At 32.0% G+C, this 19,245-nt stretch carries 19 protein-coding genes; 12 read left to right on the top strand and 7 right to left on the bottom strand.

Features of this window, described 5'->3' with window-relative positions:
- Positions 1–43 precede the first annotated feature (43 nt).
- Positions 44–643 carry an RsmD family RNA methyltransferase gene (locus ACM55F_RS16340; protein WP_416854908.1) on the bottom strand — a complete coding sequence of 200 codons (600 nt, stop codon included), beginning with the start codon at positions 641–643 and terminating at the stop codon, positions 44–46.
- Positions 640–1,446, bottom strand: coding sequence for a DUF3822 family protein (locus ACM55F_RS16335; protein WP_416854907.1), 807 nt, complete (start codon positions 1,444–1,446; stop codon positions 640–642). The genes ACM55F_RS16340 and ACM55F_RS16335 overlap by 4 nt, the downstream gene beginning before the upstream one ends.
- 166 nt (positions 1,447–1,612) lie before the next feature.
- On the opposite strand from ACM55F_RS16335, the gene ACM55F_RS16330 reads away from it, so the two are divergent.
- The 6 genes from ACM55F_RS16330 (at position 1,613) to kdsB (ending at position 7,676) form a co-directional block, all read left to right on the top strand.
- Positions 1,613–3,034, top strand: coding sequence for an ATP-dependent DNA helicase (locus tag ACM55F_RS16330; protein ID WP_416854905.1), 1,422 nt, complete (start codon positions 1,613–1,615; stop codon positions 3,032–3,034).
- A gap of 110 nt (positions 3,035–3,144) precedes the next feature.
- Positions 3,145–3,975, top strand: coding sequence for a 4,5-DOPA-extradiol-dioxygenase (ygiD, locus tag ACM55F_RS16325; RefSeq protein WP_416854904.1), 831 nt, complete (start codon positions 3,145–3,147; stop codon positions 3,973–3,975).
- A gap of 58 nt (positions 3,976–4,033) precedes the next feature.
- The gene (locus tag ACM55F_RS16320; RefSeq protein WP_416854903.1) at positions 4,034–4,963 is read left to right on the top strand and encodes a restriction endonuclease; all 930 of its coding nucleotides are present in this window, start codon (positions 4,034–4,036) and stop codon (positions 4,961–4,963) included.
- Between the two features lie 111 nt (positions 4,964–5,074).
- Positions 5,075–5,755, top strand: coding sequence for a GNAT family N-acetyltransferase (locus ACM55F_RS16315; RefSeq protein ID WP_416854902.1), 681 nt, complete (start codon positions 5,075–5,077; stop codon positions 5,753–5,755).
- A 191-nt stretch (positions 5,756–5,946) separates the two neighbouring features.
- Entirely contained in the window at positions 5,947–6,951 is a 1,005-nt protein-coding gene (locus ACM55F_RS16310; protein ID WP_416854901.1) for a virulence RhuM family protein, read from the top strand.
- Positions 6,951–7,676, top strand: a complete 726-nt coding sequence (gene kdsB / locus ACM55F_RS16305; RefSeq protein ID WP_416854899.1) for a 3-deoxy-manno-octulosonate cytidylyltransferase — start codon at positions 6,951–6,953, stop codon at positions 7,674–7,676. Before ACM55F_RS16310 ends, kdsB begins: the two co-directional genes overlap by 1 nt.
- Here kdsB and ACM55F_RS16300 read toward each other — a convergent pair whose 3' ends face one another.
- Positions 7,677–8,387, bottom strand: a complete 711-nt coding sequence (locus ACM55F_RS16300; RefSeq protein ID WP_416854898.1) for a potassium channel family protein — start codon at positions 8,385–8,387, stop codon at positions 7,677–7,679. It lies immediately after the preceding gene.
- Between the two features lie 104 nt (positions 8,388–8,491).
- Positions 8,492–9,157, bottom strand: a complete 666-nt coding sequence (locus tag ACM55F_RS16295; RefSeq protein WP_416854897.1) for a spermidine synthase — start codon at positions 9,155–9,157, stop codon at positions 8,492–8,494.
- A 61-nt stretch (positions 9,158–9,218) separates the two neighbouring features.
- Here ACM55F_RS16295 and ACM55F_RS16290 point away from each other — a divergent pair, with 61 nt between their 5' ends.
- Together ACM55F_RS16290 and ACM55F_RS16285 are read left to right on the top strand one after the other, a co-directional pair.
- Positions 9,219–9,770, top strand: a complete 552-nt coding sequence (locus tag ACM55F_RS16290) for a 1-acyl-sn-glycerol-3-phosphate acyltransferase (protein ID WP_416854895.1) — start codon at positions 9,219–9,221, stop codon at positions 9,768–9,770.
- Between the two features lie 84 nt (positions 9,771–9,854).
- Positions 9,855–10,856: a hypothetical protein gene (locus ACM55F_RS16285; RefSeq protein ID WP_416854893.1), complete on the top strand. Its 1,002-nt coding sequence runs from the start codon at positions 9,855–9,857 to the stop codon at positions 10,854–10,856.
- A 71-nt stretch (positions 10,857–10,927) separates the two neighbouring features.
- On the opposite strand, the gene ACM55F_RS16280 is transcribed toward ACM55F_RS16285, so the two are convergent.
- Positions 10,928–11,404: a helix-turn-helix domain-containing protein gene (locus ACM55F_RS16280; RefSeq protein ID WP_416854892.1), complete on the bottom strand. Its 477-nt coding sequence runs from the start codon at positions 11,402–11,404 to the stop codon at positions 10,928–10,930.
- Positions 11,405–11,715: 311 nt separating this feature from the next.
- On the opposite strand from ACM55F_RS16280, the gene ACM55F_RS16275 reads away from it, so the two are divergent.
- From ACM55F_RS16275 to ACM55F_RS16260, 4 genes are all read left to right on the top strand, one after another.
- The gene (locus ACM55F_RS16275) at positions 11,716–12,870 is read left to right on the top strand and encodes a M14 family metallopeptidase (protein ID WP_416854890.1); all 1,155 of its coding nucleotides are present in this window, start codon (positions 11,716–11,718) and stop codon (positions 12,868–12,870) included.
- Between the two features lie 77 nt (positions 12,871–12,947).
- Positions 12,948–13,427: an Lrp/AsnC family transcriptional regulator gene (locus ACM55F_RS16270; protein WP_035672404.1), complete on the top strand. Its 480-nt coding sequence runs from the start codon at positions 12,948–12,950 to the stop codon at positions 13,425–13,427.
- 94 nt (positions 13,428–13,521) lie between these two features.
- Positions 13,522–16,107 (top strand): phosphoenolpyruvate carboxylase, encoded by a 2,586-nt coding sequence (locus ACM55F_RS16265; protein ID WP_416854889.1) that lies wholly within the window; start codon positions 13,522–13,524, stop codon positions 16,105–16,107.
- Between the two features lie 9 nt (positions 16,108–16,116).
- Complete coding sequence (locus tag ACM55F_RS16260) at positions 16,117–16,632, top strand: DinB family protein (protein ID WP_416854888.1); 516 nt, start codon at positions 16,117–16,119, stop codon at positions 16,630–16,632.
- Between the two features lies 1 nt (position 16,633).
- On the opposite strand, the gene ACM55F_RS16255 is transcribed toward ACM55F_RS16260, so the two are convergent.
- The gene (locus tag ACM55F_RS16255) at positions 16,634–17,110 is read right to left on the bottom strand and encodes a DNA-deoxyinosine glycosylase (protein WP_416854887.1); all 477 of its coding nucleotides are present in this window, start codon (positions 17,108–17,110) and stop codon (positions 16,634–16,636) included.
- A gap of 5 nt (positions 17,111–17,115) precedes the next feature.
- Positions 17,116–19,227: a DNA helicase RecQ gene (gene recQ / locus ACM55F_RS16250; protein ID WP_416854886.1), complete on the bottom strand. Its 2,112-nt coding sequence runs from the start codon at positions 19,225–19,227 to the stop codon at positions 17,116–17,118.
- Positions 19,228–19,245 lie beyond the last annotated feature (18 nt).

Raw genomic sequence — 19,245 nt, 5'->3', positions numbered from 1 at the left:
CTTGAAATTTACAAGAGCTTTTCTGTTTTATATTCTATCAAGATTATTCTTCTTCACTATCGTTTTGGTCTGATTCGTTTTCAGAATCTTCTTCTTTTTCACCAGAGCCAATTTCGAAGAAACTAAAAATAGAACCTCCGTAACTTTTTTGGAACGAAAAGTGAATCATGTGATCTAGTTTGGTATATTTCGAATGTTCGATTACCATCATTCCTTCTTCATTAAGCAATTCTTTTTCGAAAACTATCAAGATGATTTTCTCGAAAGTTTTTTGGTCCAAAGCATAAGGTGGATCCGCAAAAATAATGTCATAAGACGTTTTACATCTTTCTAAATATGTAAAAACATCACTTTTTGTGGCGGCAATATTAAAATCATATTCGGCAGCAACTTGCTTGATGAATTTTACACAGCCAAAATCACCATCAACAGAAGTAATTGGCGTGCTTCCTCTTGAGGCAAATTCGTAACTGATGTTTCCGGTTCCTGCGAATAAATCTAATATTTTAAGTCCTTCAAAACTGAAATGATTGTTCAAAACATTAAATAATGCTTCTTTAGACATATCAGTAGTAGGGCGAACGGGTAGTCCTTTTGGTGGAAAAATGCGTCTTCCTTTGTATTTTCCTGAAATGATTCTCATGAGTTGAAAAGTATAAAATGATTTCTGTTTTCGGCCTCAGAAAAATAATTGTTCCATCGCAAATCTTCCACATCTATAAGGGAAACGTTACGAATGTATTTATAAGCGATTTTGAAATAGTCGCTTTCGGTATCAATATTCCCGATTAGTTCCAATGGGAAATTTTCGGGATTTAAATTCAATTGTTCGGCTGTAAATAAAATGTAATACAAGAAATCTTCGGGCGTGTTGTAATCAAAAGAATTGAAAAGTAATAATTTTTGGTTCTGAACAACAATGATTTCAAAATGACCTGTATTAATATGTACAAACATTTTTTTCTCATCCATATTTTTGGATGCAACCAAAAGTTTTGAAACCAAAATACTATTGGCATGTTTGTAATCGAATGAACCAAATTGATCAATAAAAAAATTATTGATATTCACATACGGAATGTACACCGCATTCATTTGATAGTTTGGAATTTCATCAAAAGCAAAAAAATCGGTTTCAAAAACTTTAGTGTTGTATTGCAAATAACTTCCTAAAAAGTTTTCGTCAAATAAAGGTTCAGGTACAAAAGTCGAAAGGTTATTATTATGAATCACCAAAATTTCATCATACGAATCCTTTAACTCCGGATAATCTCTAAAAGCATCACCAAATAAATCTTCAATTTTTGTGGCTTTATGAAACGTATCGAAATGTACTTCGTTAAATGAAGTTACTGTATTATTTAGCGTGTCAAAACAACAAAAAGAAAGCCCCGTCAAGGAAACTTGAATGGAAAGTTTTTTATATTTTTTTTCGGCTATGTTCATAATACTATTGATTTTTTCAACAACGCAAACTTACAAATTTTAAAATCAATAACAATATCAATTGCAATGGCAATGGCAAAAATCAATAGTAGTAATTGAAAATTGAAATTGCTATTGGCATTGAAATTGAAAAAACATTCTTTACTTTGCAGTCAAATAATACGAAATGAATTCCTCCTTGTTTTATAGTCTTTTACAAAAAAAGTTCCCTTTTCAACCCACGTATAAACAGGATATTTTTTTTCAAAAAATTGCTATTTTTTTAACCGAAGCCGATAATAAGACCATTTTCGTTTTAAAAGGATATGCCGGAACTGGAAAAACAACCGTTATTTCTACGATTGTAAATAGTTTATTGGACATCAATAAAAAATATGTTTTGCTAGCGCCAACGGGTCGTGCGGCAAAAGTAATTGCTAATTATTCGAACAAACCCGCTTTTACAATTCATAAAAAAATCTACTTTCCCAAGAAATCTTCCGGTGGTGGCGTTTCGTTTACGTTGCAACAAAACAAACACAAGAACACCATATTTATAGTCGATGAAGCTTCGATGATTTCGGATACGAACTCGGATTCTAAGTTATATGAAAACGGTTCCCTATTGGATGATTTGATTTCTTATGTGTATTCAGGAATCAATTGCAAAATGATTTTATTGGGGGATACTGCTCAGTTGCCTCCGGTGAATTTGGATATCAGTCCCGCTTTGGACATTCGCACTTTAGGAATGAATTATGATAAGGAAGTAGAGCATATTGAATTGGACGAAGTCATGCGTCAGGAAGAAAGTTCCGGGATTTTGCATAATGCAACCGAGCTTAGGGAGTTATTGAAAGATTCCTTCATCGATGAATTCAAATTTGATGTCAAGAAATTCAAAGATATTGTTCGGTTGACCGATGGTTACGATATTCAGGATGCGATTAATTCCGCCTACAGTAATTACAGTATAGAAGACACGGCTTTTATTGTTCGTTCCAATAAAAGGGCGAATCAATATAATGAGCAAATCAGAACCAAGATCCTCGATAAAGAAAGTGAACTTTCCACAGGTGACTTTTTGATGGTGGTAAAGAATAATTATTTTTGGTTGAAAGATTCTGATGAAGCGGGTTTTATTGCGAATGGTGATATTATCGAAATATTAGAAATTTTCAATATCAAAGAATTGTACGGTTTTAAGTTTGCTAAAGTAAAAATACGAATGATTGATTACCCGAATCAGATTCCGTTTGAAACTGTATTGTTAATGGATACCATAAAAAGTGAATCGCCATCTTTAACCTATGAAGAATCCAACAGATTGTATCAGGAAGTATTGAAAGATTACGAAGGCGAAACCAAGTTCAAACAATTCCAGAAAGTAAAAGCCAATGAATATTTCAATGGTTTGCAAGTAAAATTTTCGTATGCAATTACGTGTCATAAATCACAAGGCGGGCAATGGAATACTGTTTTTATAGAACAACCGTATTTGCCCGATGGCATCAATAGAGATTATATCCGTTGGTTGTACACCGCTATGACCCGAGCAAAAAATAAATTATATTTGATAGGCTTTAAGGATGAAAATTTTGTAGAGTAAATTTCATAAACATATAAGTCATATAAGCTTAAAAATTAAAGTAAAACTTAAATGGCTTATATGGTTTAAAAAATTAATTTACCTGTTTTAAACTTTTAATAGAATTGGTTATGAATACACTAAACGACTTACATAAAATTTCAGGCTCTTTTTCGAATACTGAAAAAATGCCGGTGCTGTTTTTGGGACATGGAAGCCCGATGAACGCCATTGAAGAAAATCAGTTTGTGACGGGTTTTCGAAATTTGGCTAAAACGTTACCACAACCAAATGCTATTTTATGTATTTCAGCGCATTGGTTTACCAAAGGTACAAAGGTAACCGCTATGGAAATGCCAAGAACGATTCACGACTTTGGTGGTTTTCCGCAAGCGTTATTTGACGTGCAATATCCTGCCAAAGGAAGTCCGGAATTAGCGATAGAAACCAAACAATTGTTGACACCGATAGAAGTAGAGCTGGACGAACATTGGGGTTTGGATCACGGTGCTTGGAGTGTCATCAAACATTTATATCCCGAAGCCAATGTTCCCGTAATTCAGTTGAGTATTGATTATACGAAATCCGGGCAATACCATTTTGAGTTGGCTCAGAAACTAAGTGCATTGCGTACCAAAGGAATCCTGATTGTAGGTAGCGGGAATATTGTGCATAATTTAAGGTTGGTCGATTATCACAATTTCGATAAAGACAATTACGGTTACGATTGGGCAATTGAAGCTAGGGAATCAGTAAACAATTATTTATTAGATGGGAATTTCCAACCGTTGATTGATTTTGAGAAACAAAACAAAGCGTTCCAGTTAGCGATTCCTACGCCAGAACATTATTTACCTTTGATTTATACTTTAGGCTTAAAAGGAAAAACGGAAGAACTGAGTTTATTCAATGATAAATTATTGGCGGGTTCATTGAGTATGACTTCGGTGAAGATTATGTAGGATGGTTTTGTGAAATAAATCTTATATTTGAATAATTTAATTAAATTAAAAAGTCAAAATGTCTATACCCAAACATGATGAAATTAGAGTTCCTGCTATGGAACTATTGTTGAGAAATAGTGAGATGAAACTTAGAGATTTTATCGAACCACTTTCTAAATATTTTAAACTTTCAGAAGAGGAAATTAACGAAATGTATCCTTCTGGGAATGGACATGTTTTTTATGATAGAATTTCTTGGGCGTTGAGTTATTTGAATATGGGAGGTCTTTTAGATAAACCAAAACGAGGAATATATAAGATTAACCAAAAGGGAATTGATTTACTTAAAACGCCTGAAAATGTTGATTTTTATATAGAAAAACAATTAGAAAAAAGAGAACCAAATAAAACAAAAAAGAAGTCAAGAGAAGAGCAAATTAATATTGAAGAAATTGCTTCTGAATTAACACCTCAAGAAAGACTATACTCATCTTTTTCCAATATTCGTAACTCTGTTTATTCGGATATTTTAAATACTATTTTGACAAAGACACCAACTTCATTTGAAAAATTAGTAGTGATGCTTTTGCAAAAAATGGGATATGGTGGTGAAATCGAAAATTCAGGTTTAGTAACTAAAGTATCAAATGATGGAGGAATTGACGGTATAATCAAAGAGGATGTTCTTGGACTTGGGAGAATACATATTCAAGCTAAAAGATATAAAATGGATAGTTGTATTGGAAGAGAGGAAATTCAAAAATTTGTTGGAGCTTTAGCTGTTGCTCAATCAAATAAAGGAGTATTCATAACAACTTCTTATTATTCGAAAGGAGCAATGGAATATGTAAATAATTTGAATGGTTCAACAACAATAGTTCTAATTGATGGTAAGCAGTTAGCTGAATATATTTATGACTATAGTCTTGGAATGCAAGTTGAGCAAACTATAGAAATAAAAAAACTTGATGCAGATTTTTGGGACTCGATGAAAGATGAACAGTAATAACTTGGTTTTTAATGACGTGAACGTCTCACTCATGAACTCAAACTAAATATAACTTTTTCTTTTAATCATCATCACCAATCCCAAAACCAACTTTCAAAACTACTTATTGTGAAAATACAAGACGATAAAAAATTAGATAATCCAGTTTGGTTTTCGTTATCAGAAACGAATCAAAATTTTGCGGTAGATTATGGCAATGTGAAATTTTATCATCCTGATTATTGTCCGTTTGGAGGTTTTGAAAAAGGAAATGCGATTGCAAAGTCTGTAGATGAATACTCTGTGATGGTGGACAATTTTTTTATTGTTGGAGAAAAACCGGAACTTTCAAATCTATTGAAGTTAAATAAAGAATTGGTTTGTCTTCAAATGATTGTTTACAATCCAATCGATATTGCAATTAATGATCCAATCATAAAACTGACTGACGAACATATCGATGCTTTATATGAGTTGGTGAACTTGGTGCAACCGGGTTATTTTAAAAGAAAAACTGCTTTATTAGGCAATTATTATGGTATTTTCAAAAACGATGAACTTGTTGCTGTGACTGGTGAACGCATGCAAATGAATGACTTTGTTGAAGTAAGCGCAGTAGTCACACATCCCAATCATACCGGAAAAGGATATGCCAAACAATTAGTTGCCTATGCTGTAAATGAAATTTTCAAGCAAAATAAAACGCCTTATTTACATGTGATTGAAGATAATAAAGGAGCAATACAACTTTATGAAAAATTAGATTTTACAATCAGGCGAAAAATTAGTTTTTGGAATATCACAAAGTAAATTTAAGAATTAAGAACAGTTTTGTAAATCCTAAAAACATATTAACTTAGCGCCAAGCGAACTTGATTATTATGTTTGTTGCAGTAAAATTTAAAAATAAAACTTTGCGACTTAGTGTCTTCGTGGCAAATTAAAAATATAAAAAAAATAGCAATCATTCCAGTACGTTACGCCTTTTCTAATTAACATTTATGAAACAATTACCGTCTAATAATTCAGATTTTATACTTTATACCTCTTCTGATGGAGAAGTTCGTGTTGATGTTTTTGTAAATGATGAAACCGTTTGGCTGACCCAAAAAGCTATCGCAAATCTTTTTGATGTGGATCGAACAGTAATTACAAAACATCTTAAAAACATTTTCGATAGTGCTGAATTAGAAGAGAATTCAGTATGTGCAAAAATTGCACATACTGCCGAAGATGGTAAATCATATCAAACCAAATTCTATAATCTGGATGTTATTATTTCCGTTGGTTATCGTGTAAATTCAAAGCAAGCCACCCAATTTAGAATCTGGGCAACGAAAACTTTAAAAGAATTTATCATAAAAGGGTTTGTTTTAGACGATAAGCGATTGAAGCAGGGAGGACAGGTTTTTGGGAAAGATTATTTTGAAGAATTATTAGAAAGAATAAGGGAAATTCGAGCATCGGAACGACGATTCTATCAAAAAATAACCGATATATTTTCGCAATGCAGCGTTGATTATGATGCTAAGTCAGAATTGACAGTTAATTTTTACAAAACTGTACAAAATAAATTGCACTGGGCGATTACAGGAAATACCGCAGCAGAGATAATTGATAAAAGAGCCGATGTTGCAAAACCAAATATGGGTTTAACAACTTGGAAAAATTCGCCAGAAGGAAAAATTTTAAAGTCTGATACTGAAATTGCTAAAAACTATTTATCCGAGAAAGAGATTCGAGAATTGAACAGATTGGTCGAATTGTATTTAAACTTTGCGGAACTTCAAGCTGAAAGAAACATTCCAACAAAAATGAAAGAATGGGTTGAAGTTTTAGATTCATTTTTAAAATTAAACCGCTATGAATTACTAAATAATTCGGGTAGTATTTCACATAATCAGGCAATGTCTAAAGCTGAAACCGAATACCAAAAATTTAGAATTATCCAAGATCAAAAATTTATTTCAGATTTTGACAAAGAAATTAAAAATATAAAAAAGTAATGAAAATAATAGCAGTCATTCCCGCCCGTTACGCTTCGACACGATTTCCCGCAAAACTAATGCAGAATCTGGGTGGAAAAACCGTGATTTTAAGAACTTATGAAGCAGCCATAAACACGCAATTGTTTGATGATGTTTTTGTGGTAACGGATTCGGATTTAATTTATGATGAAATTGTTTCTCATGATGGAAAAGCCATTCGAAGTATCAAAGAACACGAATCAGGAAGTGATCGAATTGCAGAAGCAGTCGAAAATCTGGATGTTGACATTGTGATTAATGTACAAGGAGACGAACCGTTTATTGATGCGGAACCTTTGGCAAAAGTCATTGAAATTTTTAAAAATGATTTGGATAAAAAAGTGGATTTAGCTTCTTTGATGCGCGAAATCACAAATGAAGAAGATATCAATAATCCTAATAATGTAAAAGTAGTGGTGGATCAAAACGGATTTGCATTGTACTTTTCACGTTCGGTAATTCCATATCCAAGAGAGAAGAATGTGGGCGTTCGGTATATGCAACACATCGGGATTTATGCTTTTAGAAAACAAGCCTTATTGGATTTTTACAGTTTACCGATGCAATCTTTGGAAGCATCCGAAAAACTGGAACAATTGCGTTATCTGGAATTTGGAAAACGCATCAAAATGGTCGAAACCACTCATGTCGGAATCGGAATTGACACGCCGGAAGATTTAGAAAAAGCCAGAAAAATGTTGTAATTATTCCAGATTTTCATGATCAAAATACCCTTTCGTTTTTACTTTGGTGGAAAAGAAATTCAAGAAAAGCACAATGAAAAACAGAAACAACAACGCTTGTGTAGTTACCAGGAATTTCCCGATGGTAGTAATTGGATGGTAATCGCCATATCCTATGGAAGAGGAAGTTACGATACTAAAATAAACTGCATCAAACCAATGAAAGAAAGGTCTGTTCAAGTAACGATCAATAGAATAAAACACAGCATACGCAAATGCAATCTCTAAATAATTAAAAAAAAGCAATAACATTGACCTCTTGTACGATCGTGGTTTTGAAAATAAATCAGAAGCGAAAATCAATGTTGGAATGTAAAAAACGGTTTCCAAAAATACATAAACAAGAATCCAAATTATCCATTGATGACTTTGCCAATGATTTATTAATATCAATATTGGAAAAACCACTTTGAGCAAAACATAGAAATCCAAAGCTAAATCCTGATATTCGACTCCTTTTTTGCTGGCCCAATATTTAATGTAAATTCCAGGGAAAAGCAATTGGGAAGAGGCCAGCAATAACCGAACGATTTTTTCAATTCCATTGTCTTCCTGATGATCGTTATTCCAAATGGATTGAATATTTTGTATCCGTTTTTGAATGGGATTAAATTTGGGCTGAAAACCCTTTGACGTTTTCCCAAGAAGCAGTTTTTTTAAAATTTTTTTCATTCCGGCAGAGTATTAAATAACGCTATGTAAGAGTACAAAATAATTGCGTTGCTTTAAGACTATTGGATTGCAAATTTTCAGAAAGAACATTTAAGGTTCATTATTTAATTTAATTTTTCGATTACGATCAACTCATTATGAACTTCAACTCTAGGAATGGTTTTTATTTGAAATTCATTTTTGAAAAACTCGGACACGTATTTTTTATTTCTTAAATTTTGACTGTCATTTAATAGCATTGTATTGAAAAGAATAAAACCACGACTTTTTAAAAGAGAGCAAACCCTATTGATGAAAAAAGTTTCAAATAGGAAATTAGGCATTGTTGTATCTTGGAAAATATCAATAATAATTAAATCGTATTTGGCTTTAGTTTTTAGAACAAATTCAAAAGCATCATCAATTACAATTTCAAGATTTTTTACTTCATCCAATTTAAAATAGGTGTTGGCTATTTTAATTATTTCGGGGTCAATTTCAACTCCGGTAATTTTTCCTTTATATTTTATTTCATCCACCAACGTTTTGATAACACTTCCGCCGGCAACTCCCAAAACTAAAACATGATTCATTGGAACTATTTTTTCATAGCCAATATTTTTTAATCCTAATCTTAAAATGCGCTGCAAACTGCCGTACGAATAATTTGCGTTTTCAGAATCTAAAACTAATTCGCCATTAGTCCACGTCACTTCAATCGATTTACTCAATGAAGATTTTGTTTCATAAATTTTTATTGGAATGAGATAACTGAATATTTTTTTAATCATTGGTGGCGGTTTTACTCAAAAATAAGATATAAATTATTTATTTTGTACTAAATAATAAAGAATGAAGAAACAATTTTACAAATGGATATTTTTCAGGCTCATGGGTTGGAAAATAGTTGGAGGAATTGATGCAAATATCAAAAAATGTGTGATGATGGTGATGCCGCATACGAGTGCGCATGATTTTTATTTGGGAATTTTTACTAGAGGAATAACCGGATTAGAAATGAACTGGGTTGGTAAAAAGGAATTGTTTCGTTTTCCTTTCGGATTTTATTTTAGATATATGGGCGGAGAACCATTAGATCGTTCTGGAGGTTTGAACAAAGTCGATTCTATTGCGGCTATTTTTCAAAGAAAAGAAATTTTTCGTTTGGCTGTTGCTCCTGAAGGAACCCGTGAAAAAGTTACCGAACTAAAAACAGGATTTTATTACATTGCTTTGAAAGCAAATGTTCCTATAATTCCTGTAACATTTGATTTTGGAAGAAAAGAAGTAAATTTAGGAAATCCAGTTTTACCTTCTGGAGATATCGAAAGTGATATGGCTATTTTGAAGAAACATTATATAGGTGTAAAAGGTAAAATCCCGGAAAAAGGATACTCATTTTAACAAAAGTTATAATAGTATTAAAAAAGTTAAAACCAAAAGTTTAAATTTTTCGTAAGTATAATTAAATCTCTAAAAATTATACACATGAAAAATTTATTTATTAGCTCGGCTTTTTTGATGTTACTTTTCGCTTCGTGCGATAACAATGATTCTGATGGTACTCCTGCAGAGGCTTCTTTGGTCACTTCAAGTAATACTTCGGGAAAAATCACCTACTTAGACCTTTTAGCCACAACTCCAATGGTAAAATCATATATCGTAGGATCACTCGATGCAGAGGGAATTTCATACGATAGCGAAACGGATGCTGTTATTGTGGCTTCAAGAACCAATAATCGTTTGGAAACGTACACCGGATTAAAAACTGCACTGACCGCAGGAACCGATAATTTGATGTTGTCATTAAGTAGTCTTACTGGCGAATTTACTAATGCCAGAGAAACTGCCGTTTCAGGTGAAATAGTGGTTGTAACTCAAGATCAACTGGCTTCGAATGGTTTGATTAACAAACTTTTGGTTTACAAAAAAACGACTACAGGTTTCTCTTTATTGAAAACATTCACAACAGATTTTAAACTTTGGGGAATACACATGGTAGGAGCTGATTTGTATGCAGTAGCTGATTTGACAGGAGATATTGTTTTATTTAAGGACTTTATGACGAATGCTTCAGGGAATATTGCGGCAACAAAACGTGTAACTATTGCAGGTTTAGTTCGTACACACGGAATTACCTATTCCGCTTCGGATGATGTTATGATTTTAACGGATGTTGCAAGTGCTACTTCGGCAACTGATGGTGGATTAATTGTAATAAAAAATTTCTCTAGCGTTTTTGCTTCAACTGCAGCTGCAGGAACAATTGCTTTAACGAATCAAGTGAGAGTGTACGGTCTAAATTCACTTTTGGGAAATCCTGTAGATGTTGCGTATGATAGTGCTACAAAATATATTTACGTTGCTGAAAGATTGAATGCAGGAGGACAAGTTTTGACCTATAGTTATCCAACGGCTTCTGGAGATTTTGCTCCAATAAATGTAAGAGCCGAAGCTGGTGTAACTTCAGTTTTTGTTCTTAGAAAATAGAATAATTACCCTTTAGAATATTTTTTTTTGAATAACCCCAATTTGGAAATCTGAATTGGGGTTATTTTTTTTTAATCGGGAACATAACTTTTAAAAGTTCCATTTTTATAAAAAATTACGATTTTATCAATGGCACCAGAATATGATTCTTTAGCGCTATTTTGATTTTCTATTTTTTTTGTTTCTAATTCAGGAATCGGATTTGGGATTTTTATTTCCGAAAATAAATTCTCAGGAATTATTTCGGTTTTCAGTGGAGTAGGAATGTTTTGTTTTACAACTTGATCAATGTTGTTTTCTTTTGTCTCAAACTGTTCCAAATTTTTTGGAAAATTTCCTTTTCCATTCAAAATCCAATACAAATCTACATCAGGAAAAACCTCTAATATTTTAAGAATAAAATCCAAGCTGGGTTTGTTTCTTCCTGAAAGTAGGTGAGACAAACTGGAGCGCTGTACGCCAATTTTATCCGCAAAAGAAGAAGCATTCAAACTGTAGTAATCCAGTATAATTTCTAATCTTTTTATAAAATCTTCTATGTTTACCATTGTAAATTAGTATTAAAAATTAACTATTTACAAATGTAATCAAAATAGACTGAAATACCAAAATTACAACTGTAAATAGTATTTATTAGATTAAATTGTTTAAAGTTTGTAGTAACATGGATTAGTATAATATATTGATAAATAAGTATATAAAATTGATTTACTTAATAGGTGACAATTGTTAATTATAGGGAGTAGGTTTACTAGAGTTAAACGCCAAATAGTGTTTACATCGTTGAAATATTTTAAATTAAAGCAGTTTACAAATGTAAATATAAAGATGTTTACTTTTGTAAATCAAATAAAACAGTATGAATTTAGAACAATTATTCAGTCAATATAAAGAAGAAACCATTCACGGTCGTTACATTACTTTAGATTCGATTGAGCCGTTATTACAAAAATTAAACACCAATAATCAACTTAAAATTATTGGAAAATCAGTTCTTGGAAAATCTATTTATTCGTATGAAATCGGAGAAGGTAAAACTAAAATTTTCCTTTGGTCGCAAATGCATGGAAATGAAAGCACGACCACAAAAGCATTATTTGACTTTTTAAATGTGTTACAGAGTGGTTCGGAATTGGCACAAAAATTACTGAATGCATTTACTTTTTGCAGTATTCCAATGTTAAATCCTGATGGCGCAACATTATATACAAGAGAAAATGCTAACAAAGTAGATTTAAATCGCGATTCACAAGAGCTTACACAGCCAGAAAGTAAGCTGCTAAGAACGACTTTTGAGTCATTTAAGCCGGATTATTGTTTTAATCTTCATGATCAGCGAACTATATTTGGCGTAAGCGATACCGGAAAACCTGCTACATTGTCATTTTTAGCGCCTTCTTATAATGAAGAGCGGGAAATAAATGAATCCAGATTGAAGGCTATTAATTTGATTGCGAGTATAAATGAGGCGCTTCAGGAGTATTTGCCAAATCAAATTGGCCGTTTTGATGATTCGTTTAATTTAAACTGCATTGGTGATACTTTTCAATACTTAGGAGTGCCTACTTTATTGTTTGAAGCGGGGCATTTTGCAAATGATTATGAAAGAGAAGAAACGCGCAAATATGTTTTTATGGCACTAATTTCGAGTTTTATGACACTTTGCGAAAACGTTATAGTTAGCAATGGAATTGACAAATATTTGAATATTCCTCAAAATAAAGTCGTTTTTTATGATTTTATGTATAAAAACATCAGGATAAATTATGATGGTATCGAAAAAATCACCAATTTTGCATCACAATACAAAGAAGAGTTATTTGAAAATCAGATTTGTTTTAACGCCTATATTTCACAAATTGGCGAATTAGAAAATCATTTCGGTCATTATGAGTATGATGCTAAAGGAGCGCTATATAAAGATGACTATGATAATTTTCCGAAATTAAATCAAAAAGCTGATTTTTGCTTAGATAATAATATAAAATTTGTTAATGGAATGATAAAAGTATAATATTTATATCGTTTTATTAATTTTTATGTATATTTTTATACTTTGTAATAGCAATTATTAATATTAATTAAAGAAATATGAGTAAGTTTCGTTTAGATGAAGTAGATCACCAGATATTAGATATGTTGATAGACAACACAAGAGTTCCGTTTACAGATATAGCAAAAAAATTGTTGATTTCTGCAGGAACTGTGCATGTTAGAGTAAAAAAAATGGAAGATGCAGGAATTATAATGGGATCCTCATTAGTTCTGGATTATGACAAATTAGGATATTCTTTTATTGCGTACGTAGGTGTTTTTCTTAACAATACGTCTCAGACAAAATTTGTTTTAGAACGTATTAATGAAATTCCTTATGTAACAGTTGCGTCTGTAACAACAGGTAAATTTAATATTTTCTGTAAAATCAGAGCTAAAGATACTAAACATGCTAAAGATGTTATCTTTATGATTGATGATATAGAAGGAGTTTACAGAACTGAAACTATGATTTCTCTTGAAGAAAGTATAAATGATAAGAAGCGCTTGATGCATACTATTTTCAAAAATATGTAATTAAACTTGACGCTATATTTTAAAATATAACCTCAAGTTTATTCTTGGGGTTTTTTTATGATAAATTGACTAACTAAACCAACTACAACTAATTATGTACACGCTACCTAAAATAGAACGTTTCAATCAAGACGTTCTTTCTAAATATCACATTTATAATAGTGTTTTTATTACATTACCTTTTGATTCTATAGACAATACTGGTGTTTTGCTTCCTTTGTTTACAGATGTTTGTGATACTGGTTTTAAGAAGCAAGAAACTCCTAAAGAAATTGTTGATTTTTTTGCTAAAAGATATTTACATAGCGCCTCAGAAACAGAGAAAATTGATTTGATGTTTCGTTTTATTCAGTACATTGAAAGACAAATCGTTTTGTTTGATGCTATTGAAGATGCTGCTTTTCCTGTAGTTAATAATATGGAGGGAAGAGGCTCTTTGAGAGATATTAAAGAAAAGTCAGAAGCGAAAGAGAAGGAAGAAGAGTTGATTGATTTCTTAGAAAATTTCAACGTAAGAACAGTTTTAACAGCTCATCCTACCCAATTTTATCCAGGTGCTGTACTCGGTATTATCAATGATTTAACAGATGCTATCCGTAAAAATAATTTACTTGATATCAAGCAATTGTTAGCTCAATTAGGGAAAACTCCTTTTATTCAAAATGAAAAACCGAATCCTTTTGATGAAGCGGTAAGTTTGATTTGGTACCTTGAAAATGTATTTTATAAAACTTCGGGAGATATGGTTCATTATCTTCAGAAGAATATTTTTAATGGAAATTCAATTAAAAATCCATTAATTAAACTTGGATTTTGGCCTGGTGGAGATCGTGATGGAAATCCATTTGTAACTACAGAGATTACTTTAAAAGTTGCTGAACGTTTAAGAACTTCTATATTGAAATGTTATTACATTGAAATGAGAAATTTAAAACGTAAGTTAACATTCTCAGGTGTAGATGTTTTAGTTTCGGAACTTGAACACAAGCTTTACCGTTCTGTTTTTTATTCAACAGGAGATATTTTTATCACTTTGGATGAATTTAAGTCACAGTTGAAAAAAATAAAGCAAATAATTATAGACCAACACCAATCATTATATCTTGATGAGTTAGATTCATTGTTAATTAAAGTGAATTTATTTGGTTTTCATTTTGCGTCTTTAGATATTCGTCAAAATAGTAAAATTCACGATGCTGTGTTTAATGATGTTGTTGAATTTTATTTGAATTCAAATCCAGCAGTTTTTCCTGAGAATTATTTTGAATTATCAGAAGAAGAAAAATTTACAGTTCTCTCAAATGCTAAAGGAGATTTAGATCCAAATGTTTTCAATAACGAAATGACTAAATCTACTATTGAATCAATTCAGTCTATCAAAAAGATACAGGAAAAGAACGGGGAATTTGGTGCGAACCGTTATATTATCAGTAATAATGAAAGTGCTCTTAATGTAATGGAGACTTTTGCATTATTCCGTTTGAGTAATTGGGAAAATCCATCGGTTGACATTATTCCGCTTTTTGAGTCTGTAGATGATTTGCAAAATGCTCATGCTATCATGGAAAAGTTATACACTAATCCTGCTTATGCAAAACATTTAGTGAATAGAAATAACAAGCAAACTATAATGCTTGGTTTTTCTGATGGTACGAAAGATGGTGGTTATTTAATGGCAAACTGGAGTATTTATAAGGCCAAAGAAGAGCTTACTGAAATCTCTCGAAAATATGGTATAAAAGCTATTTTCTTTGATGGTCGTGGAGGTCCTCCGGCTCGTGGTGGTGGAAAAACGCATAAATTTTATGCTTCATTAGGTCCAAATATTGAAAATAATGAGATTCAGGTTACGGTACAAGGGCAAACGATAAGTTCTAATTTTGGGACTTTAGATTCTTGTCGTTATAATTTAGAAAATTTACTAAGTGCTGGTGTAACCAATCAAGTTTTTAGTAAAGGTCAAAACGAATTGTCAACTAACGAAAAAGATATTTTAAATCAATTGGCAGAGTTAGGATATGAAAAATACTTGAGTTTTAAGAATCATCCTAAATTTATTCCATACTTGGAGCAAATGAGTACTTTGAAATATTATGCTAAAACTAATATTGGAAGCCGACCTTCTAAAAGAAGTAAATCTGAAAGTTTAGATTTTGCAGATTTGAGAGCAATTCCTTTTGTGGGTTCTTGGAGTCAGTTAAAACAAAATGTACCAGGATTTTTTGGTGTAGGATCAGCTTTGAAACATTTTGAAGATACGGATCAATGGAATAAAGTTCAAAATTTATATGATAACTCTTTATTCTTTAAGACTTTGTTAGAAAATAGTATGATGTCACTGGCAAAATCATTTTTCCCATTAACAGCTTACATGAAAAAAGACCCTGAATTTGGTGTTTTTTGGCAAATAATCTATGATGAATTTTTAGAAACAAAACGTTTGCTTTTGAAAATTGCAGGTCATAAAGAATTAATGGAAAATTACCCTGACGGTAAAGCATCCATACAAATAAGAGAACGTATAGTGTTGCCATTGTTGACAATACAACAATATGCTTTATTAAGAATTAATGAAATTAATAAAGAGAAAAATCCTGATATAGACTTGATTAAAGTGTATGAGAAAATTGTAACACGTTCTCTTTTTGGAAATACAAACGCAAGTAGAAATTCAGCTTAATTGTAAAAAATGAAAACAGATCAATTGCCTATAAGTGAATATTCTGAATTCAACGCAACTTATATTAAAGCTGCCGGGAATGTTGAAATGATTGAAGAATTGGAAATTTGTCTACACGATTTTATTCGTTTTGTACAAAACATTCCAATGGATAAATTTGATTATAGATACGCCGAAGGCAAGTGGACTATCAAAGATATTATTCAACACATCATTGATACAGAAAGGATTTTTGGGTATCGTGCGTTGCGAATTTCTAGAAATGACAAAACACCATTGTCTGGTTTTGAAGAAAATGATTATGTAGATAATACGAATGCAAATGATAGAAATATTCAGGACTTATTGACAGAATTGTCAGCGGTTAGGCATTCAAATTTGTTTCTTTTTAAAAGTTTTTCAGAAGAGCAATTAAAAAGAATTGGAACAGCTTCAAATACGTCTATTTCAGTTCGTGCGATTGGTTTTATTATTATTGGTCATCAAAAGCATCATCAAAAAGTTTTTCTAGAAAGATATTTATAGTTTATTCGAAACAAGTGGACCAGATTTTTAACTTGTTTTCAAAAGACATGGTATTAGCAGGACTAGTTGAAGGCATCACATAATACGTGATGCCTTTTATCTGTCCGAATTTTTTCAGAAAGAACTTATGACTTTCTTTTCCGTTAAAGACAATTTTATTTATTGCGGGAAATTCTTTAAAAAGCGATTCAAAATCATTTTCTTTATGATTTTTAATGTGGATGTCCAAACTTCCTTTTCTTTCGCAATTTTCCAATACATCCCACAATCCAATTTTGTTATCTTGAAGTAATTGTATTTTTTCTTCGAAAATCTCTGAAATTGGTAAACTATCCAACAGTGTGTACATTATTTTCCAAAAATGATTCCTTTTGTGCGCATAATATTCCTGTTTTTCCAGAGATGCGATGCCAGGCATCGTTCCTAAAATCAAAATTTCAGTTTTGGAATTTAGAAAAGGGGAAAATGATTGTATCATAATTTTTAAAGTACAGCGTTTTCTTTTTCTAGTATAGCCAATGCCAAGCGTATTTTTCCGTAATCCATTTTCTCTTCAAAATAATCAAAATACGGTTTCAAGGTATTTGGAGATGCAAGTTTTATTTGTGCTTCGGCAATTTGAGAGACTTCTTCTTTAGATATAAATGGCGATAAATCAATAGCAACTCCGTCAACATATAATTTGGCTAAATGTGACATAATCGTACTCAAGCCTAATTTTCGCTTTTGAGAAATTTCTTCAACTGATAATCCATTTTGGTATAGTTCTAATGTCTCTTTATAAGTTGTGGTTTCTTTCTTTTTTTTGACAACTTTAGATTTTTGAAAATCAATGATAGTTTTTATAAACTGATCGCCATATTTTTCCAGTTTAGCTTTTCCAACGCCATCAATTGCCAGTAATTCCTGATCGCTTGTAGGTCTTTCTGTTTCCATTTGACGTAAAGCCGCATCACTAAAAATTACATAAGCAGGAACCGATTCTTCTTTTGAAATTTCGTAACGCAGTTTTCGTAACGTATCAAATAGTGAATTTACGGTAAATTTACTTTTTATTTCTTTGACTTCTTGTTTGTCGAAATTGATTTTCTGAACCGTGGTCAATTGTACTTTCTCTCCTTCAAACAAGACTTTTTTGGCAAATGCAGTTAGTCTAATTTTGTTTTGCTGATGAAAAGCAATTTCGCAATAGCCTAAATTAATCAGTTGAATTAAATATTGATTCCAATCAAACCAGGAAAGATCAATACCAACACCATAGGTTTTTAGGTTTTGATATTCTTTTTCATAAATATAGGCATTTTTTGAACCGCGTAAAAAATCAATGATTACGGGTAATGGTTCCGTTTCTTGCAAACGAATAATTGCTGATAATGCTTTTTGGGCAATAACAGTTCCGTCAAAAAAGGAAGGCGGGTTTTTGCAAATGTCACAATTCCCACAGTTTTCCGTAACGAGTTCTCCAAAATACGAAAGCAATATTTTCCTGCGACAACTTAAGGCATCGGCATATTGCTTCATTCTTTCTAGTTTTGCCAGCTGTACCTCGGCATTTAAACCTTGGGAAGCAAATTTTTGCAATTGGATTACATCACCGTAACTTTCAAATAATACCGTTTCTGAAGGCAGTCCATCGCGACCTGCACGACCAATTTCTTGATAATAACCTTCTATGTTTTTGGGTAAATTATAATGAATTACCCAACGAACATTCGATTTGTCAATTCCCATTCCAAAAGCTATTGTAGCGCATACTACTTGGCAATCATCATTGATAAACTCGTCTTGGGTTTTGGAGCGAATTTTATTGTCTAAACCAGCGTGATAGGCTTTTGCATTAATACCAATTTTTTGCAGTTTTTCGGCAAGTTCTTCCGTTGTTTTTCTGCTTAGGCAATACACTATTCCTGATTCGTTTGGCTTTTCTTGGATAAAATCAATAATCTGTTTTACTCTGTCTAAAGCGGGACGCACTTCTAAGCTTAGATTTTTTCTATCAAAAGAAGCGACGATTGTTTTAGGGTTTACTAGATTTAATTGTTCGCTAATGTCCTTACGGGTAGCTTTATCGGCAGTTGCAGTTAAAGCTAAGATTGGAGTAGAAGGGAAGCGATTTTTTAGATAACCCAAATTAGTATAAGCTGGACGAAAATCATGTCCCCAAGCCGAAATACAATGGGCTTCGTCAATAGCAATAAGACTTATGGTTAAACTATTGAAAATGTTATCAAGATAAGAAAGGCTTTCTGGTGCAATGTAAACTAACTTTATAACGTTCGATTTTAAGCTTTCAATATAAAATTGACGTTCGTCTTCAGTTTGACTACTATTTATAAAACAAGCTTCAATGCCATTCGCTTTCAAACTATCGACCTGATCTTTCATCAAAGCAATTAGTGGTGAAATCACGATTGTTATTCCCGGTAAAATTAAAGCTGGTAATTGAAAACAAATAGATTTACCACCACCGGTGGGCATAATAGCCAAAGTATCTTGACCGGAAAGTACACCATTTATTATGTCTTCTTGATTGGGTCTGAATTTTTCAAAACCAAAGTTTTCCTTTAGTTTGGCATGTAAAATTTGTTGGGTCATTTTGGCGTGTATTTTGAA

Source organism: Flavobacterium melibiosi (assembly GCF_048158545.1).
GTDB classification, from domain to species: domain Bacteria; phylum Bacteroidota; class Bacteroidia; order Flavobacteriales; family Flavobacteriaceae; genus Flavobacterium; species Flavobacterium melibiosi.
This window is presented reverse-complemented; position numbering and strand designations above follow the sequence as displayed.